The sequence below is a fragment of the Dietzia sp. ANT_WB102 genome (assembly GCF_008369165.1).
Taxonomy (GTDB): domain Bacteria; phylum Actinomycetota; class Actinomycetes; order Mycobacteriales; family Mycobacteriaceae; genus Dietzia.
Window position 1 is genome coordinate 232618 of sequence record NZ_VOBA01000001.1, and the last position, 24975, is coordinate 257592.

Genomic DNA, 24975 nt, shown 5'->3' on the forward strand with positions numbered 1-24975 from the left:
ACCCGTGCCGGAGTCGACCTACTGCGCCGTCAGTCCGGCGTCCACGGCGAGCTGCTGACCGGTGATGTACCTCGACTCGTGGCTCACGAGGAACAGGATGACGTTGCTCACGTCCTCGGGCTCAACCCACGGCACGGGCAGCAGGTTTCGTGCCGTGAGGGTCTCCGCGGCATCCTCGCGCGTGGGGTTCTCCAGGTCCGGACGGAGCCGCCGGTAGATACGGTCATTGAGGATCATCGGCGTTGCCACCGATCCCGGGTGCACGGTGTTGACGCGAATCGACCGGGGCGCCAGCTCCATCGCCAGCGTCCGGGCCAATCCGACGAGCCCGTGTTTCGCGGCGACGTACTGCCCGGCACCCCGGACACCCTTCAGGCCTGCGGTCGAGCTGACCATCACCAGCGAGGCGCCGTCCCGCAGATGGGGCTCGGTTGCGCGGACCGTGTTCCAGGCCCCGGTGAGATTGACGTCCAACGAGCGTTGCCACACGTCGTCGTCGATCTCCCAGACCGGACCAGGGGTCTCGTACACGCCGGCGTTGACCACCACACCGTCCACACGGGGCCGATCACCCAGGTCGTCGGCGAGGTCGGCGACCCCGTCGGCGACGGCGGCCGCGAGCGCCGTGACGTCCCGGATGTCGGCCGTCCGCCACGCCGCGCGGCCGCCATCAGCGATGATGCCGTCGCAAATCTCGGCGAGCCTGCCGGCGGCCCCCGCTGATCCCACGTCTAGGGCCAGGATTCGGGCGCCCTCGCCGGCGAGTCGTCGGCAGTGGCTCTCGCCCATGCCGCCTGCCGCGCCGGTGACGACGACGACGAGATCCTCGGCCCGGAGCGCCCCGCTCATCGCAGCGCGAACCCTTCGTACCCGGCGTCGGTGATCTCCTTGGTGGCGGCGCGGTAGTTGCCGAACCCGCCCGGGTACATCATGAACACCCGCGGCTTGCCGGGGATATTGGCACCGACGTACCACGAGTCCGCCTTTGTGAACAGCGTCTGGTCTGCCAACCGCGCACACTCCGCCATCCAACCCTGCTGCGCCTGCTCAACGGGCTCGATGGACCGAAGGCCAGCGGAGTCGAGGTGAGCGATGGTGTCCGAGATCCAGTCCACGTGGTCCTCGGATGTGAGCACCATGTTGGCCAACACACCGGGGCTGCCCGGCCCGTTGACCAGGAACATGTTGGGGAAACCCGCGACCATCAGACCCAGGTAGCTACTGACGCCGTCGGCCCACGCGCCGGCCAGGTCCCGGCCGTCCCGCCCGCGGATGTCCATCGCACCCAGCGCACCGGTGACGGCGTCGAAGCCGGTTGCAAAGATCAGCACGTCGAGCTCGTGGAGTTCGGGACCGTCCGGTCCCGCGATCTCGACTCCGTCGGCGGTGATCCGCTGGATCGGTGTGCGACGCAGGTTGACGAGCTTCACGTGATCGGAGTTGTAGGTCTGGAAGTACCCGGAGTCGGTGACGATCCGCTTCGTACCGATCGGGTGATCGGTGGGGATCAGGTCGTCAGCGACGGCCGGGTCCTCGATCACCGATCGGATCTTCCGCTCGGCGAACTCCTTGGCCAGCTGATTGGCGTCTTCGTTGCGCAGCTGGTCGGGGAACGCCTTGGAGAACAGGACGCCGCCCAGGTTCCAGTAGTGCTCGTAGACGCGCTCACGCTCTGCCTCGTCCACCTCGAGCGTGTTCTTCTCGTGCGGGACGAAGGGCGAGCCACCGCCGGACAGCCGCGACTTCCGCCGACGTTCGTCGTATGTGGCCTTCTGCTCGCGTCGCTCTTCGTCACTCAGCGGCCGGTTCGCGGCGGGGATCGAGTAGTTGGGGGTGCGCTGGAAGACGGTCACCGACTCAGCCTGGCGCGCCACCTCGGGCACCAGCTGGATACCGGAGGAACCGGTGCCGATCACTCCCACCCGCAGACCCGTGAAGTCGACGCCCTCGTGGGGCCACTGCGCGGTGTGCAGGACGCGACCTGCGAACTCCTCCCGTCCGGGGATGGCGGGGTAGTTCGCCACGGACAGCGCACCGGTCGCGAACACACAGTACTTGCTCGTGATGGTGCCGCTGTCGGTGGTCACCGTCCACACGCCGGTGTCCTCGTCGAAGTGCGCGGCCGAGACTCGGGTGTTGAATGTGAAGCTGCGTCGCAGGTCGAAGCGGTCTGCGACGTGGTTGAGGTACGCCAGGATCTCGGGCTGGGTGGCATAGCGTTCAGACCAATCCCACTCCTGCTGCAGCTCGTCGGAGAACGAGTACGAGTAGTCCACACTCTCGACGTCACACCGGGCGCCGGGGTAACGGTTGTGGAACCACGTCCCGCCCACGTCAGAGGCGGACTCGAAGCCCTGCACCGACAGTCCGTCACCGCGGAACCGGTGCACTGCGTACATCCCCGCGATGCCGGCGCCGACCACCACCACGTCCACATCCGTCTTGCTGGGCGAGTTTTCGAGCGTCATTCTTTCCTCCACGACTTCGTGACCTACGTCATATACCTATCAGGTATATTAGCACCGCCACTGCGGCGACGGAACCCCCCATTCACGCCAGCAGCGACCGCCCCGAGGCGGACCGCCCCGAGACTGACCGCGCACGAAGACGATGCACCTATTAGGTATATGCTGTGGATCACATCAAGGAAAGGGACCGAATGATGACATCACGAGCGAAAGCGCTGGTGGCGGGGGTCGCAGCCGCCGCACTCGTTCTCACCGGCTGTAGCGACACCCGTCTCGGCGACGACGCGTCCGCCTCGGGCGACGGGCCGTACCGCATCTTCTTCACCGCGGACATGTCCGGACCCACGTCGTCGGCGAGCCGTGCCGTCCTCGCGGGAGTCAAGGCCGCGACCGAGCAGGTCAATGAAGCCGGCGGTATCGGCGGCCGGCAGGTCGAACTGATCGAGAACAACGATCAGAACGACCCGACCAAGGCGGTGAGTGCCCTCCAGGAGGAAATCAATTCCGGCAATCGGCCGGACATGGTCTACCCGGGCGGCAGCTCGGCGGTGTCCCTCTCGCTCCTGCCCATCACGACCCGCGAAAAGATCTTCTCTGCTGGCGCGACCCAGTCAGACCTGCTGAACGACCCCGAGAAGTTCCCGTATCACTTCGGCACCACCGAGCCCGTGGCCACCTACGTACAGGCGCTGGTCAACGAACTCCGCAGCAAGGGGCGCCAGAAGGTCGCCATGGTGTTCTCCAACGACCCGACCGGCCAAGCGTCTGAAGCTGTCTACCGCAAGGGAATCGAGTCCGCCGGCCTGGAGTTCACCTCCGTCGGCTACCCCTCCGACGCGCTGAACATGACCCCGCAGCTCGAGCAACTGCGCGCCACCAATCCCGACGCGCTCGTGTTCGAGGGCTACGGCACACCTGTCCAGTACGTCATCCAATCCCTCACCGGCATGCGCTGGGATATCCCGGCATACGGCACGGCCACGTCGTCGACCTTCCCCCTCGTCGACCACTTCTCGCCCGAGCAGCTCGCCAACGTCCTCGTCGTCCAGGAGAACTGGGCCGTCGACGACGGCGAGGTCGCCCCGGAGATGACGGACTTCGCCGAACGCGCCATCGCGACCTCCGAGGGCTCCGTCATCGCCGACACCGGGATCAGGACCCCGTCCGTGGCGAGCGCGACCGTGCAACTCGCCCGGTGGGCCGCTGAGAAGTCCGACGGTGACACGAGCGCACAGGCGATGGCCGACGCACTCACCAGCGGAATCCCCGAGGACGGGGGCGACGCGACCCCGTGGGTCACCGACGCCAAGGGGCCCAACCCGTACCGGTACACCGTGACGAACCACTTCCCCACCGGCTCACCCGACGTACCGCTGTTCATCACGCCCGGCACCTACAACGACCTGGGCCTCTACGTTCCCGGCACCAAGGGCTGATCAGCAACCCGATTGCTACTGTTAGGCATGTCCGAAAATAGCGATCCACCTGCGGAGATCGAACTCCCAGCACTGCCCGCGACCGCGTGGGCAGTGCTGGGGACCCTCTCCTTCGGCGAAGAGCTGTCCGGGTACGACATCAAGACGTGGGCAGACTGGAGCCTGAACTACTTCTACTGGAGCCCGTCGTTCAGCCAGGTCTACTCAGAACTCAAACGGCTGGAAAGTCACGGCTTCGTGGTCTCCCGCAGCATCCCGGGCGAAACGCGCAAGCGGCGGGCGTACTCGATCACCCCGGAAGGCCTCGACGCTCTCCGGGGCTGGACCCGCACAGCGGAGGTGGACCGCCCGGCGCTCAAACACTCCACGATCCTGCACCTGTGGCTGGGGCACCTCAACGACCCGGAGAACCTCAAGGCCCGCGTGCGCGAGCACATCTCACAGATGACAGAACTGCGAGACGGTGCAGCTACCCGGGCCACGAACGCCGGCAACGAACCGTCATGGGCGTACGCGCAGATGGTCATGGACTGGTCGCGACGCCACTACCAAGCAGAAATCACGATGGCCGAAGAGTTGCTCGACCAGATCGACGACGCGGCAGCGAAGTTCATCGGCGCCACCATGCAACAGGGCACAGGGCTGCCGGCCCCCGTCGACCCGGGCAAATGGAAGCGGGCCGGACGCGAGGCATAGCCGCCCACCCATGCCTCGAGGTCGCACGTGAACCACGCCGGGGCACCCTCGATCACCTTGCCCACTCGTCGTCATCAACGGGACCGGCTCGAACTTGCGCGCGGCCTTACTCCCTGCGATCGCCGCAACCGCTTCGTCCCCCCTCGCCCAACACGCTCACCGCGAAGCCCGACCGCGACTTGAGATGCGGCAGCGAGCGCGAGGGGTTGGTCCGCAGCGCACGAATATCGGACAGTCGATCGTCGCGCCCATCGTCGTATCCATACCCCAGCGATACCCAGCACCTCCGACGGGCCGATGCACCGATTCCACTCACCGGAAGTGCACGGTGACGTAGACCACACTTTAGGTCACGCTTGGTGCATCAGCATCCCGGCGGTCGCCCCACCGCCCGCATCGAAAGGTCCACCGATGACCGGAACCCTTCTTACCGCCGACTCGGTCCTCCCTGCGGTCACCGCAGACCGCACTGCCCTCTTCGACGAAGGACTGGAGGCCGACCAGCTCGGCAAGCTGCCCGACGCCACGGTCGCGCGGATGAAGGACGCCGGCGTGATCCGCATGCTCCAGCCCACCGAGTACGGCGGCATGGAGGCCACCCCCCGGGAGTTCGCCGAGACGGTCATGGGCATCGCCGCGCTCAACCCGAGCGCAGGCTGGGTCGCCGGAATCGTCGGCGTCCACCCGTGGCAGCTCGCCATGGCGGACAAAACAGTGCAGGACGATGTCTGGGGCACCGATCCCGATACCTGGATGGCCTCCCCCTACATGCCCAACGGCAAAGCCGACCGCGTCGAGGGCGGCTACCGCATGTCTGGACGCTGGAGCTTCTCCTCCGGCACCGACCACTGCACCTGGGCCTTCCTCGGCGCAATGGCCCACGACGCCGACGGCAACATGGAGATGCCGCCCCGCATGCTGCACGTGGTGATCCCCCGCACCGACTACGAGATCATCGACGACTCCTGGGACGTCGTGGGACTCAAGGGCACCGGGTCCAAGGACCTCGTCGTGGAGAACGCCTTCATCCCCGAGGCGCGCGTAATGGAGTACGACCACCTCATCGACGGCTCGCAGGTCGCGGGCGCCGGACTCGAACAGACCCTGTACCGCATGCCGTGGTCGTGCATGTTCCCGCTCGGCATCACCTCGGCCACCATCGGCATTTGCGAGGGCCTGCTCGACACCGCCCGCGACTACCTCTCGGACCGGATCAACGCCCAAGGCACCGCGATCAAGGACGATCCCTACGTCCTGTACCAACTCGGCGAGTCGGAGGCCAAGATCTACCAGGCACGGCAGACGCTCATCGCCAACGCCGAGGAGATCTGGGACATCGTCGACCGGGGCGACGAGGTCACCTTCGCCCGCCGCGCCCAGGGACGCCGCACCCAGGTCGAGGCCGCATGGACAGCAGTGCGGGCCGTGGACAACGTCTACGACCGCTGTGGCGGCACCGCCCTTCGGATGGACCGACCCATGCAGCGATTCTGGCGCGACGCCCACGCCGGCCTGCACCACGCCATCCACGTCCCCAGCACCGTCTACCACGCCTCTGCGCTGTCGGGCCTCGACGTGGACCCGGAAGGACCGCTACGGGCGATGATCTGAGTCCCGGACGCCTCCGACGACGCCGCCGCCCCCGGCCGGGCGCGGCGCACCACCCACACCCCATCCCTCGAAAGGCCACTTCCTATGGGAGACATCCGCGCGCTCGGCTACATCACTATCGACACCACCGAGCTCGACCGCTGGCGCACCCTCGCCTTTGACGTCCTCGACCTGGGCGAAGGCGCCGACTCCGACGACGACACCCTCTACCTACGCACGGACGAGCGCGCCCACCGTCTCGTCATCCGCCGCAGCGACACCGACCGGCTCACCGCGATGGGCTGGGAGGTCCGCGACGAGCTGGCCCTGGACCGCGTCCGCGCCACACTGCGCGAGCACGGCGTCGACTACCGGGACCTGTCTACGGACGAGGCCCGCGCACGCAAGGTCGACGAACTCATCGCGCTCGACGACCCCACCGGGCAACCGCTCGAGATTTTCCACGGTGCCGGTCTCGACCACTCCCCCGTGTCCACGAAGCATCGGACCGAGTTCGTCACCGACGAGCTGGGCCTCGGCCACATCGTGATCCCGTCCACCGACCACGAAGCCACCATCGCCTTCTACCGCGACGTCCTGGGATTCCACACCCGCGGCGCGTTCCCGTTCCCGCCGATGCCCGGAATGCCGCCCCTACGGATCCAGTTCATGGGCGTCAACCCCCGACACCACAGCTTCGCCGTGATGCCCTCCCCACAAATGGGCCCCGGAATCGTGCACATCATGCTCGAGGTGACCGAGATGGACCGGGTCGCCCAGGCCATGGAGCGCACCACCGAACACGGCTTCGCGATCTCCTCCACCCTCGGCCGGCACACCAACGACAAGATGGTGTCCTACTACCTACGCGCCCCCGGCGGCTGGGACATCGAGTACGGCTACGACGGTCTCACCGTTGACGAGAACCAGTACCTTCCGCAGCTCATCGCCGCGGACAGCTACTGGGGCCACGACTGGTCCGGCAGCGAACCCCTGGCCTGCACCCTCCCGCCGGGGTCACCCGAGGCCGAAGCGGCCGCAGAAAACTTCGCCGAGCCGATCGTCGAGAACGCCTGACCCCGGCGGGCGACGACCAGCAGGGGTCGCCCGCCCGGACGACGACGAGAGCCGCCGCCCGGTCTGCTCGACCGGGCGGCGGCTCTCGTCTCGCGGTGCTGGATCAGGCCGTCTGCAACGTGACCAGCAGCTCAGCGATCTGGATGGTGTTGAGCGCCGCCCCCTTGCGCAGGTTGTCACCCGCGACCATCAGGTTCAGTCCCTTGTTGCCGTCGATCGACTGGTCCTGGCGGATGCGTCCCACCAGCGACTCGTCAGCGCCAGTCGCCTCGAGCGGGGTCGGCACATCGACGACCTTGACGCCCGGGGCGGAGGCGAGCAGCTCGCGCGCCTGATCCGGGGTGATGTCACGCTCGAACTCGGCGTTGATGCTCAGCGTGTGTCCGGTGAACACAGGGACGCGCACGCAGGTGCCGGCGACCCGTAGCTCCGGCAGCCCGAGGATCTTGCGCGACTCGTTGCGCAGCTTCTGCTCCTCGTCGGTCTCCTCGGAACCGTCATCGACGAGCCCGCCCGCCATCGGCAGCACGTTGAACGCGATCGGCGCGACGTACGGTCCGGTGCCGTCGGTCTGCAGCACCGATCCGTCGTGCACCAGCTCGTGGCCGGCGCCGACGTTGCCGGTGATCTGCTCGTTCAGCGTGTCCACGCCGGCCAGGCCTGAACCCGACACCGCCTGGTACGTCGACACGACCAGTCGCTTGAGGCCGGCCGCGTCGTGCAGCGCCTTGAGCACCGGCATCGCGGCCATCGTGGTGCAGTTCGGGTTGGCGATGATGCCCTTGGGCGGGTTCTTCGCCGCGTCCGGGTTCACCTCGGATACGACGAGCGGGACGTCGGGATCCTTGCGCCACGCGCTCGAGTTGTCGACGACGACAGCGCCCGCCGCAGCGAACCGGGGCGCCTGCTCCTTGGACATCGTCCCGCCTGCGGAGAACAGGGCGATATCGATGCCCTCGAGCTCCTCGTCAGGCGTGTTGGCCGTGTCCTCCACGACGATGTCCTCGCCACGGAACGACAGCGTGGTCCCCGCGGACCGGGCGGAGGCGAAGAAACGGACCTTGTCGGCCGGAAAGTCCCGCTCCTCGAGCAGGGCACGCATAACGCGCCCCACCTGGCCCGTGGCTCCGACTACGGCGACAGTGGTCATGATCTTTAGGTCAACTCCTGGAAGTCTTCTGTCCCGGCCCGCCGCGGACGGGTTCTCCGTCCTGCGCTCGACCGACCGGCAAACGTCCATCCTACCGCGCAGCGGCAGCTCCGACGGGGGCGTGCGTCACACGCGGCCGCACTCCGCGCCGCATTCCGATAACCAGGAACTGTAAGTATAATTCCATTTTCCGGCCTATGGTGTTGGTTCCACTGAACGGCACTGCCCGGAAAGGGGCGACCACAATGACGGCGAGCATGTCCGGGTCAGGAATCGGCGAGGCGACTTCAAGATGGGCGCGGATCATGGGGGTGTCGCTCCGACCCTGGTCCGGACAGTCCCCGGCGTCACTGCTCCTCCGGGGAGCGATCCAACTCGTCCTGTGCGGGTTCTTCCTCTGGTTCGCACTACGTCTGGCAACCGACGGTGAACTCGCGCAATACGCCGAGGAGTTTGCGTCGCTCCGGCTGATCGCTCTGCTCATCGGCGTCGCGGCCATCGGGGTCGGCGTGCTCGCCCTGGCGCGGATCGCGGTGGGATTCCTCGACTTCTCGACCGCCACGGAGGTGACCGGGACCGTCGTCAGTGTTCGAGACCGCCAGACTCTGGACTTTCTGCCCCACTCGGCCCTGCAGGCCCTCTACCGCCGCAATCCTCACAGAATCGACGCGCGCAAGCGCCGCACCGAGCTCGTCCTGCACACCGACGCGGGCACCCGACAGTGGACCGTGCACAAGTCCGGCCTGGTGCGCGATCTGCGGCGCGGCACCACGGTCAGACTGACCGTCACCCCGCTGGCCGGTCACGTCTCCCGCGTCACGCCTGTCCCGAGCTGACGCTCCGCGCCCACCTGGGGTGCGCGCAGCCCCACCGCGGCCGGTCCCCGCCCCGCTGCCAGCGCCGTCACCGCCGCCTGCCATGGCCGTCACCACCGCCTGCCAGCGCCGGTATTAGCGCCGACCAACCTGCGCGGAGTCACCCAGTCCGCGACACCGCTGAGGCGTCGTCGGAAAACGCTGCACGCAGTGACTCCACGCGCCGCTGACACGGCAACTGCAGCACCCGGAATCCCGTGGCCGGACGCCGGAACCGCAGAGACTGCTGCGCTATCCACAGCACCCTCCGCCTCCACAGCGAGCACCTGCCCTCTCGAATTTGCTCAGGCTGCGGCAGCCAGGGTGGGCCACCCTCGTCGTCGTGCCCCGTCTCCCTGGTCCCCCACCGCCCATCCGCACGTTCGCCGACCTCGCGGCCACCCGCGGCCGCGCCCGGGCGACCGACGGTCACAGGCGTTCCACCATGGGCGCGTGGCTACCGGACCATGTGGCCGACGACTTCCAGGCCCGGTGCGCGGCGCTGGCGTTCGCGCGGCCCGAGATCGTGGTGACGGGCTGGACGGCCGCGCGGTTCCACGGCCACCAGTGGCCCGATTCCCCCGAGGTGGTGGAGGTGGCGACCGGACGACGACGACTCCGCAGGCCCGGCGTCCTCGCCCGCCAATACGACATCCCGCACGCCGAGATCGAAGAATTCTCCGGCCCCGGCGGGCAGCCGATCAGGGTCGCGTCACCTGCGTGGACTCTGTTCGATCTCGCGCGAAACCTGGAGCGACTTCCCGCCGTGGTCGCGCTGGACGGCAGCAGCCACTTCCCGGTCGACGCCCGGTACGCGGTGACGGAGATGTCGAACCGCTATCCGGAGCGTCGGGGCAGCGCTGCCGCCCGGCGTGCCGCGTCCGAGGCGGACCCGAGGGCGGAGTCGCCCAAGGAAACAGAACTGCGCCTGTTCCTCGTCGACTGCGGATTCGACAGTTTCGTACCCCAGGTCAAGGTCCCCGGCTGCCGCGCCCGGTTGGACCTGGCGGACCGCGAGCGCAAGATCGCCGTCGAATACGACGGCAGAGGCCACCTCGAAGCCGGCCAGCACGCGCGGGACCTCGAGCGGTGGCGCGATCTGATCTCGGATGGGTGGATCATCTTGCCCGTGGGCGTGCGCGACTTGCGCTATCGCCGTGTCGCGCTGAAAGCGCAAGTGCGCGCTGCGCTGGTCTCCAGGGGGTGGCGGCCGTCGAGCTGACCGCGGAGCGGTCCGGCGGGGCGTCGGGGCGGCGGGGCGGGGCGGCAGGGACGCGCGCGGGCAGCAGGGCGGGGCGGGGCGTGGAGTCACTCCGTCAGCAACGCCAGCCGACCGTCCTGGGGAAACGCTGCACGCAACGACTCCACGCAGAGTGCGAGGGGCAGCCGGGCGGCGGGGCGGAGGGGCGGGGACGCGCGGGGGCAGCAGCGGGCAGTGCGGAGCCGGGTGGACGAGTCCGGGGCCGCCCCTGTTGTGGGACGGCCCCGGTCGCGAGTGTCGCGTGGCGGGTGTCGTGCCGCGAGTGTCGCGTGGCGGGTGAGCGCCTGAGCGGTGGGTCAGCGGCCGGTGCCGGCGTAGACCTTCGCCACGTCGTCTCCGCCCAGCTCGAAAGCCGCGTGCAGAGCGCGGACGCTATCCGACAACTCCTCCTCGCGGACCAGCGCAGAGATGCGAATCTCCGAGGTGGAGAGGAGCTCGATGTTGATGCCGGCCTCGGACAGCGACTCACAGAACGTCGCGGTGACGCCCGGGTGAGACTTCATACCGGCGCCGACCAGGGACACCTTGCCGACGTTGTCGTCGTAGAGCACCTGGTCGATGCCCAGCTCGTCCTTCGCCTTGGACAGCACCTCGACCGCCTTGGCACCGACCTCACGCGGGCAGGTGAAGGTGATGTCCGTCTTGCCCTCCGCCTTGGACACGTTCTGCAGGACCATGTCGATGTTGATTTCGGCGTCGGCGACCGCCCTGAAGATCTTGGCCGCGTACCCGGGCTGGTCGGGGATGCCGACGACCGTGATCTTGGCCTCCGAGGAATCGTGAGCGACTCCGGTGAGCAGTGCGTCTTCCACGGGAATGTCCTCCACATTTCCGGCCACGAGCGTGCCCGGGTTGGTCGAATACGAAGAGCGGACGCGCAGCGGCACGTTGTGGCGGCGGGCGAACTCCACGCTACGCAGGTTGAGGATCTTGGATCCGACGGCGGCCATCTCCTGCATCTCCTCGTAAGAGATGGTGTCGAGCTTGCGGGCATTCGGCACGATGCGGGGATCCGAGGTGTACACGCCGTCGACGTCCGAGTAGATCTCGCAGACGTCTGCGCCGAGCGCCGCCGCCATGGCGACCGCAGTGGTGTCCGAACCGCCGCGCCCCAGTGTGGTGACGTCCCGGGTCTCGCGGGACACACCCTGGAAGCCTGCGACGAGCGCGATCTTGCCCTGGTCCAGGGCGTCACGTACGCGGCCCGGGGTGATGTCGATGATCCGACTGTTGCCGTGCCTGGTGGTGGTAATGATCCCGGCCTGGGACCCCGTGAACGAGTACGCCTCCATCCCGAAGGAACTGATCGCCATCGCGAGCAGCGCATTGGAGATGCGCTCACCCGACGTCAGCAGCATGTCCATTTCGCGTTGCGGCGGGGACGGACAGACCTGATCCGCCAGATCAAGTAGCTCGTCGGTCGTGTCGCCCATGGCAGACGCCACGACGACGACGTCGTTACCCGCTTTCCTAGTCTCCACGATCCGTTCGGCGACCCGACGAATTCGTTCTGCGGACTCCACGGAGGAGCCGCCGTACTTCTGCACTACGAGTGCCACGCGGTCACACCCTTCCGGTGTTGATCGGCTTAACGCAGCCCTACTTTACGGGAGGTGTTTACTCATCAGTGATGAGTGAAACCTGGGCGGCAGTTCTCCTGGCCCTCGCATCAGCCTTCAGCCAGGCGTTCGGAACCGTTATGCGACACCGATCACCACGCCGTGCGAAGGGCCGACACGAGGGCCCGTTCGGCGTCCTGTCCAGCCGGTACTGGTGGACCGGCATGGTCATCAGCCTCATCGGGTTCGCCTTCCAGGGCTTCGGGCTTGCGTTCGGCTCACTCATCCTCGTCCAGACGATCACCGTCCTCTCGCTGACCTTCGCGCTGCCTCTCGGAGCCTGGGTCACCGGGCGACGAGTCACCAAGACCGAACTCTTCTGGGGGCACGTCCTGGCGGGATGCGTGATCGTGCTCGTCATCTACGGACGGCCGACCGGAGGGAACGCGCATCCGCCCGGGTGGCAGTGGGCACTGGCGTGCACGGGGGGACTCCTCGTCGTCGTCGTCCTCCTCCGTCTCTCACAGAACCGCAGCTCCAACGGTGACCGTGCCCTCCTCCTGGGCGTGGCCGGCGGCACCGCGTTCGCCTACGTCGCGCTCCTGACGAAGGGGGTCGCCGAACGGTGGCACGATGGCGGGTTGTTCACTGTGGCCACGACCGGCGAGGTGTACGGCCTGGGAGTGGCCGCGGTCGCCGCACTCACGCTGCAACAGATGTCGTTCTCCGCCGGCGCCGTGCATCAGGCGGTGCCCGCCTCGACGGTCACGACACCTGTGGTGTCGCTCGGACTGGGGGTGGTGGTGCTGGGTGAGTGGTTCGCGGTCGACGGTGCCGAACTGCTGATCCTGGGCGTCACCTTGGCCGTGATGGTGCTCGCGACGGTGCGGCTCGCACACAAGGAAGTCGACGCGGCGTCGTGACGCGGCCCTCCCCTGGAGCGACGCGCTCGACGTAACACCAGCGCCATGGACTGCGACGTCCTCAGTATGAGGATCTTCACGCAGCGGCCCGACAATTCCCCGCGACCACCTAAGCTGAACCTCATGCGCCTCATTAGTCCCAGCGGAACCATGCGGTCTCGCCGTCTCACGGCCGCTCCGCGCCGCGCTCGAGCCGCCCGCCCCGCCCGCCCCGGCCGGCTCGCTGCCGCAGCTGGCGCCGTCGTCGGGACGGTCGCCGCCTCCCTCGCGGTCGCGACACCGACCGCCGGGGCGGTCGTCAACGGCACCCCCTCCGGACCTGCCCCCTGGGCCGTGCAGATCACCACGTTCGCCAGCGCCCTCGGGGCGCCGTGCTCAGGCGTGGTCGTCCACCCGTACTGGGTCGCCACCGCCGCCCACTGCGGCCCGTCCGACCCGGGCTCCTACACCCTGGGATTCGGCAACTGGGCCACCGTGCCCGGCGGCTTCGCCGTGACTGCCTCCCTCGCGACCCCGCAGAGTGTGGGCGCGTTCGGCTCCCTCGACACCGGCAGCCTCGGCCGCCACACCCCCGCCGCGGTCTACAAGGCCCCCGCCGGGGACGTCATGCTCATCAAGCTCCGCCATCCCGCACCGTCACCATCCGTACTGCGCGCCGGAATCGACCCCGGTCCGGGCGCCGTACTGCGCTTCCACGGATTCGGCGAAACCTCCCCCCGCGGGCTGCGCTCACCCGAACTCCGCACCGGCCTGACCCGCCTCGACCGGATGGAACCACGCGCCGGTTCGCGCATCGGCCGCTCCCACACCATCGAGGGCGGATACGGCCTCGGCGACTCCGGCGGACCCGTCTTCCAGGGCGACCGCCTGGTGGGCATCCACTCCGGCTCCGACCACGCCCGCCAGCAGCCCAACGGCACCAACCCGGCGTGGTTCGAATCGATCCCCGCCCAGAACGGCTGGATCGACTGGATGATCGCCAATCGATGACCCCGGCCACAATGGAATGCCGCACCGCGCCGGAGTTTGCCACACTGGACCAATGACCCCGTCGGAGCTCGTGATCCGCCGCGCCTCCCGCGCGGATGTGGACCTCGTGCTGTCGGCCGGCGACCTGTTCACCACGCCACCCACCGCGGAGTGGACACAGGACTTCCTCGACCGCGGGTCGAACCTGCTCGTCCTCGCACTACACGACGAGGTCCCTGTAGGGATGCTCATCGCGGTCGAGGCAGGGCACCTCGGCGCCAGCCCCGACCTGTTCGTCTACGACATCCGGGTCCGCGAGGGTCTCCGCGGCCAGGGCATTGCTCACCAGCTGGTCGACAAGGCGGTAGAAGTCGCCGAGGAAGCCGGCTGCAGCAGGGTGTGGGGAACGAAGCCCCTGCCGGCGGACCTCGAACAGAACCTGCCGCTGAGCCAGACCGAGCGGGGCACCACCGAACCGTCGACCTTCGTCATTCCGATTCAGTGACGTCACGGGAGAAGGTGTATTGTGGCCCTCATGCAGCGCGTGCTCCTTCTTGGGTGCCGCGGCGGGGCCCGCTGAGGCGGACCGGCTCCCCGTCGCGGGATCTCGTCGCGCCGGTCCGATCCTTCAGATCGCCCTTCCAGGAAGTTGAGCCACTGCAGTGAATCCCGCTGATGCCTTCGTCTCGTCGTCGTCGACCCTGACTCCCCCCTCCAAGCCCGGCCACCCTGACCAGCCGTCGTGGAACAAGCAGCGCGGCTCCTCCATGCCCTCGCACCGGTACCGGCCTTTCGCCGAGGAGGTCGAGGACGTCTCACTGCCCGACCGCACCTGGCCGGACAAGGTCATCACCCACGCACCCCAGTGGTGCGCCGTGGACCTGCGCGACGGCAACCAAGCACTCATCGACCCCATGAGCCCCGCACGCAAGCGCCGCATGTTCGATCTGCTCGTACGCATGGGCTACAAGGAGATCGAGGTCGGCTTCCCGTCCGCCTCGCAGACGGACTACGACTTCGTCCGCGAAATCATCGAGGACGACGCGATCCCCTCCGACGTCACGATCCAGGTGCTGGTCCAGTGCCGTGAGGACCTCATCCGCCGCACGTTCGAGGCGTGCCGGGGCGCATCCGACGTGATCGTGCACTTCTACAACTCCACGTCGATCCTCCAGCGCAAGGTGGTCTTCCGTAAGGACCGGGACGCCATCAAGAAGATCGCCACCGACGCCGCCGAGCTGGTCACCAGCATCGCAAAGGACTACCCGGACACCAACTGGCGCTGGGAATACTCCCCCGAGTCGTTCACCGGCACCGAGCTGGAGTTCTCCAAGGAGGTCTGCGACGCCGTCACCGAGGTCGTGGGCGCCACGCCGGAGAACCCGATCATCCTCAACCTGCCGGCGACCGTCGAGATGGCCACACCCAACGTGTACGCCGACCAGATCGAGTGGATGCACCGGAACCTGGCGCACCGCGACTCGACCATCCTGTCGCTGCACCCACACAACGACCGCGGCACCGGCGTCGCGGCGGCCGAGCTGGGATACCAGGCCGGGGCCGACCGCATCGAGGGCTGCCTGTTCGGCAACGGCGAGCGCACCGGCAACGTGTGCCTGGTGACCCTGGGCATGAACCTGCTCACCCGCGGCGTCGACCCGCAGATCAACTTCTCGGACATGGACGAGATCCGGCGCACCGTCGAATACGCCAACCAACTGCGCGTGCCCGAGCGGCACCCCTACGGCGGTGACCTGGTCTTCACCGCGTTCTCCGGCTCGCACCAGGACGCCATCAACAAGGGTTTCGACGCACTCCAGGCCGAGGCCGATGCCCGCGGCGAGGACATCACCGACATCACGTGGGAGGTGCCGTACCTGCCGGTCGACCCGAAGGACGAGGGCCGCACCTACGAGGCCGTCATCCGCGTGAACTCGCAGTCCGGCAAGGGCGGCGTCGCCTACATCATGAAGAGCGACTACGGCCTGCAGCTGCCGCGACGCCTGCAGATGGAGTTCTCGCAGATCGTCCAGAACGTCACCGACTCCGAGGGTGGCGAGGTCACCCCCAAGGCGATGTGGGACATCTTCTCCCTGGAGTACCTCGACCGCGTCTCCCCCATGGAGCGGATGTCGCAGCAACTCTCGCCCGCTGAGACCGACGACGGCCAGGATTCTATCGAGGCCGTCATCAAGTGGAAGGGCGAGACCCGCGAACTGACGGGGTCCGGGAACGGCCCCCTCGCCGCGTTCGTCTCGGCGCTGAACGAGATGTTCGACGACGAGGTTCGCATCCTCGACTACTCAGAGCACGCGATGACCTCCGGGGATGACGCGACCGCAGCCGCCTACGTCGAGGTGCAGTTCGGCAACCGGGTCTTCTGGGGTGTCGGCCGGGCCGGCTCCATCACCACCGCATCCCTGCGGGCCGTGGTCTCCGCCGTCAACCGGGCCTACGCCGGGGAGGCCGAGGCCGAAGAGGCCATCGGTTCCGTCGAGGGCGCCCGCACGTGGGCCCCCTGAGGCTCGTCGGACGGCGCTGAGGGTTAGGCCAGTACGCGCCCCGAGAAGAGCGGTCCCGCACCCATCGCCGCAAGGCTGGTGCGCGGACCGCTTTTCTCGTTGGGCGCCAAACGCCGGCGGTTGCGGGACGGTGCCATCACCGTGTGGTGGGTCACCCGACCTCGCCCCTCCCTCCGGCGAAAAGCGCCACTCCAGTCACATCACTCTCATGTATCACTTGGGTAACGACGGTCTCGATTTGATTACGGGGAGCGCGTAATGTGGCGGCGGGTCGCGCCGATATGCAAGGCGGCCGTCCTCCGCAACCTCAGTCTGGAGCTCCTATGTCAGTGACACGCCGTGGATTTCTCACCGCCGCATCGGTCGGCGTGGGCGCTGCCGTCGCCTCCACCGTCCGAGGCCCCGTAGCCGGCGCCAATCCGTTCACGACCGGATCGCTCGGCGTGGCCCAGGACCTCATGCAGTCGATCTCGACCGGCAGCGGAATGATCCAGCCCAACGGCCCGCTCGGCTACGTCGGGGTCACCTTCCCCAGCGCCGAGGACATCGCCGGACGCATCCGGTTCGCGTTCCCCGACGGCTCGGTGGGCGACTGGCAGCCGCTCGACCTCATGGACACCGCTCCGGACGCCGGTAGCGTGCCCGCCTCCGAGCTCGTCTCCGCTCCGGACGGGGCCGTGGGCTACGAGGTCGACGCCCCCAAGGGATCCGAGGCAACGGTCTTTGACGACGGCCGCGGCACGGCCCGCAATTACAGCCTCGGCAGCGTCGGACTGCTCGGCCTCCCGATCATCCCGCGGGCGGCGTGGGGCGCGGGCGACGTGCCAGGCTTCCGGTGGGCCCCACAGTTCTTCCCGGCCCAGTCGATCACCATCCACCACACCGCTGGCCAGGTCGGTCCCGACAGGGCTGCCACAGTGCGGGCCACGTACAACTACCACGCCAACACTCTCGGCTGGGGCGATATCGGCTACCACCTGATCATCGATCCCGAGGGGCGCATCTACCAGGGACGCGGAGGCACCCCGGTCGGCAACCCCGTCTTCCAGGTCCCGCCCGTCGCTGGAATCGCTCCCCCCGTCGTCACGGGCGGCCACGTCGGCGGATTCAACAACGGCAACATCGGCATCAGCCTGCTGGGCGACTTCACGTGGAGCCCGCCCACTCCCGCCGCCGTCGGTGCCACCATCGACTGCGTCCGCGCCCTGTGCAACGCCACCGGGATCAACCCGCGCGGGGGCGTCAATTACCGCAACCCTGAAGGCGGGGGCACGAGACCGATGATGGCAGTCTCGGGCCACCGTGACTGGGGCGGGACCGCTTGCCCGGGGGACGCGTTCTACCCGCAGATGCAGTTCATCCGCGACTATGCCGCGCGGGGCTGGACCCCGCGGGCGGTCTCCTCAGCGGCCTTCGGCTCCTGAGCGGGGCCGGGCACCCCACCCCGCCCACGCGGAGTCACTGCGTGCAGCTTTTCCCCAGGACCTCCGAGGTGCCCAGCTGACTCAGCGACTCAACACGGGGGCCAGGCCGCGGGTGGACGGGCCGGGCCGCAGGTGGCCGGGCCGCAGTCCGAACCCCGACCGCGTCAGGCGCGGGCGCGGGTGGGGATGAGCATCCCCAGCACCCAGTTGACCAGCCCGACCACAATTGCGCCGAAGAAGGCCGCCCAGAATCCACTCACCACAAACTCCGCGCCGAAGGGCTGGAACGTGGTCGTTATCCAGCCTGTGAGCATGAGCATCAGCGCGTTGACCACCAGCAGGAACAAGCCCAGGGTCAGGATGGTCAGCGGCAGCGACAGCAGCTGCACGACCGGCTTGATCACAGCGTTGACCAGGGCGAACACCACCGCCACGATGAGTAGCGCCGCGATCGTGGGAACGCTCACCTCGTTGTCGATCGCGCCCCCGCCCGGCGCGTAGATCCCGCCGGTCTCGTGCAGCGTGATCCCCGGCACGATCAGCGTCGCCACCCACAGGGCGACAGCGTTGACGATCAGTCCAAGTACCAGTGCCATCGGCTGGTCAGCTCCTCACGTACGAGTCGGCCACGTCGAGCGCGCGGTCGAAGATGTCGAGGCCCTCGTTGGCCTCGTCGGGCGTGATGATGCACGGCGGCACCACGTGGAAACGGTTGTAGTTCATGAACAGCAGCAGGCCGTCCTTCTTGGCGGCGGCGAAGGTGCGCGCCATGGCCTCTGAGGACCCACCGTAGGGGGCGAGGGGCTCGCGAGTCTCTCGGTCGGCCACCATCTCCACGGCCCAGAAGACGCCCAGTCCGCGGACCTCGCCGATCGACGGATGCTTCTCGGCCAGTTCGCGCAGGCGCGGACCGATGACGTCCTCGCCGATCATCCGGGCGTTCTCGATGATCTTCTCGTCGCGCATGACGTTGATGGTCGCGACCACGGAAGCGCAGGCCAGCGGGTGGCCCGCGTAGGTGAGGCCACCGGTGTACGGGGTCGTCTCGAAGGAGGCGGCGATCCGATCGTGCAGGATGACGCCGCCGAGGGGGACGTACCCGGAGTTGGAGCCCTTGGCGAAAGTGATGAGGTCGGGCGCCCAGTCGTCGTCACCGGAGCGGAAATTGTCGAGTGCCAGCCACTGGCCGGTCCGGCCGAAGCCGGACATGACCTCGTCGCAGATCATGACGATCCCGTACTTGTCGCAGATCTCGCGGACACCGCGCAGGTAGTCGGCCGGCGGCACCATGATTCCGACGGTGCCGGGCACGGACTCGATGATGAGCGCGGCGAAGTGATCCGGCCCCTCCAGCCCGATGAGCGAGTCGAGGTGCTCGAGCGCGCGGTCGCACTCCTGCTTGTCGTTCTCGGCGTAAAACTGCGAGCGGTAGAGGAACGGGGCGTGGAAGTGCACCGCACCGGTGTTGCCCATGTCGTTGGCCCAGCGGCGGGTGTCTCCGGTGAGGTTCATCGACGTGGTGGTGGCGCCGTGGTAACTGCGGAATGCGGAGAGGGTCTTGTGGCGGCCGGTGTGGCGGCGGGCCATGCGGATGGCGTGCTCGACGGCCTCGGTACCGGCATTGGTGAAGAAGACCCGGTTCATTCCGGCAGGCGCGACCTCTGCGACCAGTCGGGCGGCCTCGGCGCGCGCGGCGTTGGCGTGGGCCGGGTTGATGGTGCACAGCTCGGCCGCCTGATCCTGGATGGCCTTGACGACCACCGGATGCTGGTGTCCGATGTTCGTGTTGACCAACTGCGAGGTGAAGTCGAGCAACCTGTTGCCGTCACCGTCCGTGAGATGACAGCCCTCGGCCGCGGTGACGACCATCGGGTCGGAGGCCCCCCACGCCGACCACGGGGCCAGGACGTGCGCCCGTTCCTTCTCGTAGACCTCACGGGCGGCAGCGTTCTGGGGTGCGGGCACGGGGGCGGTCCTCCTGTGGTCGGCGGCGCTGAACGTGGCCCATCATTCCACGAGGCCGCCGCACCCCCGGCGACCGCGCGGTGGGATGCTCGACCCGCACGGGGCAACCGTCGCCGGGGCACCACTACGCCGCAGGGAGGACACAATCAACCAGCCAGCGCTGAAACGGGTCATCGGCCCCGGGCTACTCCTGCTCTTTATCGTCGGCGACATCCTCGGCACCGGGATCTACGCCCTCACAGGGAAGGTCGCCGCGGAGGTCGGCGGAGCGGTGTGGCTGCCGTTCCTCATCGCGTTCGCCATCGCCATGCTCACGGCGGCGAGCTACCTCGAACTGGTGACCAAGTATCCCAAGGCCGGCGGCGCCGCGGTCTACACGCACCGCGCCTTCAAGGTGCACTTCCTCACGTTCCTCGTGGCGTTCACGGTGATGGCCTCCGGTCTCACCTCGGCGTCCTCGGCCGCCATCGCCTTCGCGGGCAACTTCAGCGAGGCGGTCGACCTCGGGTGGGTGTCCGGGACTTGGCCGCTCATCGGAGTCGCGCTGGTGTTCATGACCGCGGTCGCGGCCGTCAACCTGCGCGGCGTCTCCGAGTCCGTCCGGATCAACGTGGTTTTGACCTGCGTCGAACTGGCCGGTCTGCTCATCATCATCGCGATCGGCGGCTGGGCGATCACGCAGGGGCAGGGCGACCTCTCCCGCGCCTCGGCGTTCGATCTGGCCGAGGGTGAAAGTCCGTTCCGGTCCGTCACCGCCGCCACCGCGCTCGCTTTCTTCGCGATGGTGGGGTTCGAGGACGCGGTCAACATGGCAGAGGAGACCAAGGAACCGGCGCGGATCTTCCCGAAGGTCATGTTCGCCGGGCTGACGATCACCGGCGTCATCTACATCCTCGTCGCGATCGTGTCCGTGACGTTGGTGAGCCCAGAGGACCTGGGAGTGGGGGACACGCCGCTGCTCATGGTGGTCGAGGCGGGCGCGCCGTCGTTCCCGCTGTGGGTCTTCGCGTTCATCACCATGTTCGCGGTGGCCAACTCGGCACTAATCAACATGCTCATGGCCTCGAGGCTGCTTTACGGCATGGCCCACGAGAAGGTGCTGCCGGCGAAGCTCGGCCTGGTCCTCCCGGGTCGCCGCACCCCCTGGGTGGCGATCCTCTTCACCACGGTCCTCGCGTTCGGGCTCATCGCCTTCGCCGACCTGGCCTCCCTGGGCGGGACCACCTCACTTCTGCTGTTGGCGGTCTTCACGGTGACGAACGTCGCCGTCCTCGTGCTCCGCCGCGACCCCGTCGAACACGCGCACTTCCGGACGCCGACCGTGGTGCCCATCCTGGGCACGGTGTTCTGCGCGTTTCTGGTCTCGCCGCTGTCCGGCCGGGCGCGGGAGGACTACACGGTGGCCGGCTGGCTGCTGGCGGCCGGCGTGGCGCTGTGGGCCGTGCACTGGGCGGTCGATCGGATCATCGTCCATCGCAGGCTCCGCGTGGAGGATCCGGACGCGCTCTCCGGCCGCCCCGAGGATCTACCCCGCCGGCACGAGGGCTACCCCTAGAACAGTGCGCCCTGCGCGTCGTCCACCGGTGCCGCCGCGACCGGCCTGCCCGGGCGTACGTCCGCCAGCAGCTCCTCGAGGCGGGAGAACCCGATCAGTTCGAGCCCCTTGCGCCGGGCGAACGCCGCACGCCCGCGAACCGCACCGGGTGCGTCGCACACCGCCAGTGACGTACGGGAGGTGATCCGGTCGGCCACGTACAACCCCTTGTCGACGACGAGACTCGCGATCTCGTCCGGGTCGCGATCCACATCCTGCGTGAACACCACCTCCATGCCCTGCACCAGCGGGCCGCCAGGCTTGAGCCGCCCGGCCGGTCGCCACAATCTCGGTGCGGCGAGGGCGTCCGCCCACACGGTCGACACCAGGTATCCGGTCTCGGGGTGCGCCACCATCGCGGCGAGTTCACGCACTGTCGGCTGCACATTCTTGCTTCTGGCCACCTCGAGCAACCCTCCGAACACCCCGGCCAGCACCAACGCGTCGTCGTGAGCGTCGTGGGCGGCACGCTGCCGCACCCCGAAGTGTGCGGCGAGGGTCGACAATTTGAGGTCTCCGGTGGACAGGTGCAGCCGGCCGGCGAGGTCCAATGTGCACACGAACCGCTTGAGCGGTGGCGTGAGCCCAGCCCGACGCGCCTCCGCAGCGAGGAACGACGCGTCGAATGTCGCATTGTGGGCGACGACCGTCCGCCCGTCGAGGACCCGGTCCAATTCGGACGCCATGTCCGCGAACCGGGGTTTGCCGGCGAGGAGAGCCGGGGTGAGCCCGTGGATGTGGACAGGCCCTGGGTCGACGCCCGGGTTCAGCAGGGTCGTGAACTCCTCGACCACCTCGCCGTCGTCGTCGATCACCACCGCGGCCACCGATAACACCCGGTCGACAGCCGGTGTCATCCCCGACGTTTCGACGTCCACTACAACCCAACCGGTCATGCCGATCATCGTCGCAGACCACTACGACATCCCGGGCGCCACCGTCCTAGGTCACGGCGCTCGCACGGGCCGGTACCCCCGCCCGGGCCGGGCCGCTAAGGTCTACGCAGTCCACTCAGCGCCGGCCGTCGTGCGCGCCCCGCACGGCGCGCCGCGGCCCGGCCAGGCCCCACCCAGGAGGCACCCTGTGCGGCGGAATCAACCCGACACCCTCGCGGCGCAGGTGCGCGACGCCCCTGCCCGGGCGCGGCGCCGCACCCGTCGTCGCATCCGGGTGGCTATCGGGGCGTCCCTCGCCGTGTGCCTCGCGGCGCTGCTCGCGGTCGCAGTGACCGTCCCCTTTTCCACCACCGCCCGCCAGCCCACCCCGGGGGCGCCTGCCCCCCACTTCGACCCGCCCGCGGCCGGTGGCGTGCCGGACGGTCACGTCGCGAACCCGAACCGTCTCGAACAACCGTTGCCTCCAGGGTGGAAGGATGTCGAGCCCCTGCTGGCCGCCGCGGTGGACGAGGCCGCGGGCCAGGGCCACGAGCTCGCGGCGTGTGTACTGGCCATCGACGCCCCCGCCGAGCCCGTGGTGTGCTCAGGTCAGGACGACCCCCGGTACGCCGCGTCGGTCATCAAATTGGCGTTCGCTGTCGGCGCGCTCGAGGCGTGGGACGCCGATCCGTCGGCGCAGACCCCCTACGGCGAACTCGATGACCTGCTCACCGCGGCCATCATCGTTTCGGACAACGACGCCGCGAACCTGCTGTATGACCTGAGCGTCGACGGCCCGACCGCGCCCGACACCGACGATCCGCTCACCGCCCTCGGCGACATCGCCGACCGGGTCGGTCTGGCCGAGCAGTTCCACTCCGGCGGGGCCTTCCGCTATGAGGAGACGGGCGACTGGAGCCGGGTCACCGCCCGCGGGAGCGCCCGCTTCCTGGCCGAACTCGTCCGCGCCGCCGACGGTCGGGCGTCGAGTGGGGCCGCGCTCACCTCCCCCGCCGTGGCCCGGTTCGTGCTGGACGCGATGCTCGCGCAGGAGCGGCGGTGGAAGTTGCCCGCCCGGTTGCCCGCGGGCAGCATCGCCAATAAGACCGGCGAGACCGACGACCAGTCGCACGACATCGCCGTGGTGAACACGGGAAGCGGCAGGTACGCGATCGCTGTGATCGCCTCCGCGTCCGACATGTCCGCCGCCCCCGACGACGTAATGGCGGACCTCGGGCACGACGTGGTCGCCGCCCTGGGCGGTCCGGCGCAGTTCTGAGCGGGGGCGCTGCCTAGACTCGGCGACATGAGTTCCCGCGCGATCACCGCCCTCACCCCCCGCGGCCGGGTGGCCGTGGCCGTGGCCCGCCTGGCGACCTGGGCATCGCGAGTCTCGGGACGCGGGTCGGGCGGGATGATCGGCGGTCTGGTGGCGTTGAAGCTAGATCCGCAGCTCATGCGCCAGCTCGCGGCGGGCCGACGTACCGTGCTAGTCACCGGGACCAATGGAAAGTCGACGACGACGAGGATGCTCTCCTCCGCCCTGTCGACCATCGGCCCGGTGGCCTCGAACGCGAACGGCGACAATATGGACGCTGGCATCGTGTCCGCTCTCGGGGCCGACCGATCGGCCGGCTTGGCGGCGATTGAGGTCGATGAGCTGCACACGCCGGCGGTTGCGGAGAACACCACCCCCGAGGCGATCGTGTTGCTCAATCTCAGTCGCGATCAGTTGGACCGGGTCGGGGAGATCAACACGATCGAGCGTCGGTTGCGGGCGGGCGTCGCGGCGCAGCCCCAGGCGACCGTCGTGGCGAACTGCGACGACGTGATGATCACCTCCGTCGCCTACGACAACCCGTCCGTGGTGTGGGTGGCCGCCGGGTCGGCGTGGGCGGGCGACTCGGTGAGCTGCCCTCGTACCGGCGAGCCGATCTCCCGGACGGTCGACGAGACCGGGGCCGTGCGGTGGCGGTCGGACGGCACGCTGTCCGACGGCCGGAAGTTCGAGCGTCCTGTGCCGGACTGGTGGGTCGACGACCAGTCGATCCACGGGCCCGACGGGTTCACCGCGCCCCTGAGCCTGGCGATCCCGGGCCGGGCCAACCGGGGCAACGCCGCGCAGGCCGTGGCCGCGGCAGTCGCGATGGGCGCCGACCCCGCCGCTGCGGTCCGGGCGGTCGAGCAGGTCGACGACGTGGCTGGCCGCTACTCGACTGTCGACGTGGACGGCCGGGCCGCGCACCTGCTGCTGGCCAAGAACCCGGCCGGTTGGCAAGAGGCACTGGGGATGATCGACACCTCCGCCGACGGCCTGGTGATCGCGGTGAACGGGCAGGTCGCCGACGGCGTGGACCTGTCGTGGCTGTGGGACGTTCGCTTCGAGAGCTTCGAGGGCGTGCCCGTGTACGCCTCGGGCGAGCGCGCTGCCGACCTCTCGGTGCGCCTGAGCTACGCCGGAGTCGAGCATCGGCTGGAACCCGACCCGCTGAAAGCGATCCGGGGTTGCCCACCCGGACGCGTGGAGGTGCTGGCGAACTACACCGCGTTCCGCGACCTGGGACGGGCGATCGCCGCCACCGGGGCCGACACGGGCCGGAAGGGGAAGTAGC

The 24975-nt window shown here is 68.6% G+C and carries 21 protein-coding genes; 14 read left to right on the forward strand and 7 right to left on the reverse strand.

Annotated elements, in window-relative coordinates; genetic code table 11:
• Positions 1-18 precede the first annotated feature (18 nt).
• Complete coding sequence (locus FQ137_RS01085) at positions 19-849, reverse strand: SDR family oxidoreductase (protein WP_149290751.1); 831 nt, start codon at positions 847-849, stop codon at positions 19-21.
• Positions 846-2468 carry an NAD(P)/FAD-dependent oxidoreductase gene (locus tag FQ137_RS01090; RefSeq protein ID WP_149290752.1) on the reverse strand — a complete coding sequence of 541 codons (1623 nt, stop codon included), beginning with the start codon at positions 2466-2468 and terminating at the stop codon, positions 846-848. Before FQ137_RS01090 ends, FQ137_RS01085 begins: the two co-directional genes overlap by 4 nt.
• A gap of 191 nt (positions 2469-2659) precedes the next feature.
• Between FQ137_RS01090 and FQ137_RS01095 the strand changes: the two genes are divergently transcribed.
• From FQ137_RS01095 to FQ137_RS01110, 4 genes are all read left to right on the forward strand, one after another.
• Positions 2660-3904 carry an ABC transporter substrate-binding protein gene (locus FQ137_RS01095; RefSeq protein WP_149290753.1) on the forward strand — a complete coding sequence of 415 codons (1245 nt, stop codon included), beginning with the start codon at positions 2660-2662 and terminating at the stop codon, positions 3902-3904.
• A 27-nt stretch (positions 3905-3931) separates the two neighbouring features.
• Complete coding sequence (locus FQ137_RS01100; RefSeq protein WP_149290754.1) at positions 3932-4600, forward strand: PadR family transcriptional regulator; 669 nt, start codon at positions 3932-3934, stop codon at positions 4598-4600.
• 411 nt (positions 4601-5011) lie between these two features.
• A complete protein-coding gene (locus FQ137_RS01105; RefSeq protein WP_149290755.1) occupies positions 5012-6211 on the forward strand; it encodes an acyl-CoA dehydrogenase family protein in 1200 nt (399 codons plus the stop codon).
• An 84-nt stretch (positions 6212-6295) separates the two neighbouring features.
• Positions 6296-7267 (forward strand): VOC family protein, encoded by a 972-nt coding sequence (locus FQ137_RS01110; protein WP_149290756.1) that lies wholly within the window; start codon positions 6296-6298, stop codon positions 7265-7267.
• A gap of 103 nt (positions 7268-7370) precedes the next feature.
• Here the strand turns inward: FQ137_RS01110 and FQ137_RS01115 are convergent, their stop codons facing one another.
• Complete coding sequence (locus tag FQ137_RS01115) at positions 7371-8417, reverse strand: aspartate-semialdehyde dehydrogenase (protein ID WP_149290757.1); 1047 nt, start codon at positions 8415-8417, stop codon at positions 7371-7373.
• Between the two features lie 245 nt (positions 8418-8662).
• Here FQ137_RS01115 and FQ137_RS01120 point away from each other — a divergent pair, with 245 nt between their 5' ends.
• Positions 8663-9253, forward strand: a complete 591-nt coding sequence (locus FQ137_RS01120) for a hypothetical protein (protein ID WP_149290758.1) — start codon at positions 8663-8665, stop codon at positions 9251-9253.
• Positions 9254-9614: 361 nt separating this feature from the next.
• Positions 9615-10493: a hypothetical protein gene (locus FQ137_RS01125; RefSeq protein WP_149290759.1), complete on the forward strand. Its 879-nt coding sequence runs from the start codon at positions 9615-9617 to the stop codon at positions 10491-10493.
• A 335-nt stretch (positions 10494-10828) separates the two neighbouring features.
• Here FQ137_RS01125 and FQ137_RS01130 read toward each other — a convergent pair whose 3' ends face one another.
• Complete coding sequence (locus tag FQ137_RS01130; RefSeq protein WP_149290760.1) at positions 10829-12091, reverse strand: aspartate kinase; 1263 nt, start codon at positions 12089-12091, stop codon at positions 10829-10831.
• A gap of 71 nt (positions 12092-12162) precedes the next feature.
• Here FQ137_RS01130 and FQ137_RS01135 point away from each other — a divergent pair, with 71 nt between their 5' ends.
• The 5 genes from FQ137_RS01135 (at position 12163) to FQ137_RS01155 (ending at position 17929) form a co-directional block, all read left to right on the forward strand.
• The gene (locus FQ137_RS01135; RefSeq protein ID WP_149290761.1) at positions 12163-13014 is read left to right on the forward strand and encodes a DMT family transporter; all 852 of its coding nucleotides are present in this window, start codon (positions 12163-12165) and stop codon (positions 13012-13014) included.
• Positions 13015-13137: 123 nt separating this feature from the next.
• Entirely contained in the window at positions 13138-14004 is an 867-nt protein-coding gene (locus FQ137_RS01140) for a trypsin-like serine protease (RefSeq protein WP_255583301.1), read from the forward strand.
• A 52-nt stretch (positions 14005-14056) separates the two neighbouring features.
• Entirely contained in the window at positions 14057-14488 is a 432-nt protein-coding gene (locus tag FQ137_RS01145) for a GNAT family N-acetyltransferase (protein ID WP_149290762.1), read from the forward strand.
• A 157-nt stretch (positions 14489-14645) separates the two neighbouring features.
• Positions 14646-16505 (forward strand): 2-isopropylmalate synthase, encoded by a 1860-nt coding sequence (gene leuA / locus FQ137_RS01150; RefSeq protein WP_149290763.1) that lies wholly within the window; start codon positions 14646-14648, stop codon positions 16503-16505.
• 323 nt (positions 16506-16828) lie between these two features.
• Positions 16829-17929, forward strand: a complete 1101-nt coding sequence (locus tag FQ137_RS01155; protein WP_149290764.1) for a peptidoglycan recognition family protein — start codon at positions 16829-16831, stop codon at positions 17927-17929.
• A 164-nt stretch (positions 17930-18093) separates the two neighbouring features.
• On the opposite strand, the gene FQ137_RS01160 is transcribed toward FQ137_RS01155, so the two are convergent.
• On the reverse strand, positions 18094-18525 hold the full coding sequence (locus tag FQ137_RS01160; protein ID WP_149290765.1) for a phage holin family protein: 432 nt from the start codon (positions 18523-18525) through the stop codon (positions 18094-18096).
• Positions 18526-18532: 7 nt separating this feature from the next.
• Entirely contained in the window at positions 18533-19894 is a 1362-nt protein-coding gene (locus tag FQ137_RS01165; protein WP_149290766.1) for an aspartate aminotransferase family protein, read from the reverse strand.
• Positions 19895-19979: 85 nt separating this feature from the next.
• Here FQ137_RS01165 and FQ137_RS01170 point away from each other — a divergent pair, with 85 nt between their 5' ends.
• Positions 19980-21449 carry an APC family permease gene (locus FQ137_RS01170; protein WP_149290767.1) on the forward strand — a complete coding sequence of 490 codons (1470 nt, stop codon included), beginning with the start codon at positions 19980-19982 and terminating at the stop codon, positions 21447-21449.
• Here the strand turns inward: FQ137_RS01170 and FQ137_RS01175 are convergent.
• Positions 21446-22384, reverse strand: a complete 939-nt coding sequence (locus tag FQ137_RS01175) for an exonuclease domain-containing protein (RefSeq protein ID WP_149290768.1) — start codon at positions 22382-22384, stop codon at positions 21446-21448. The two genes, FQ137_RS01170 and FQ137_RS01175, sit on opposite strands and share 4 nt — an antisense overlap.
• Positions 22385-22571: 187 nt before the next feature.
• Here FQ137_RS01175 and FQ137_RS01180 point away from each other — a divergent pair, with 187 nt between their 5' ends.
• Both FQ137_RS01180 and FQ137_RS01185 read left to right on the forward strand, forming a co-directional pair.
• Positions 22572-23642 (forward strand): serine hydrolase, encoded by a 1071-nt coding sequence (locus FQ137_RS01180; RefSeq protein ID WP_149290769.1) that lies wholly within the window; start codon positions 22572-22574, stop codon positions 23640-23642.
• A gap of 27 nt (positions 23643-23669) precedes the next feature.
• Positions 23670-24974: a MurT ligase domain-containing protein gene (locus FQ137_RS01185; protein ID WP_149290770.1), complete on the forward strand. Its 1305-nt coding sequence runs from the start codon at positions 23670-23672 to the stop codon at positions 24972-24974.
• Position 24975 lies beyond the last annotated feature (1 nt).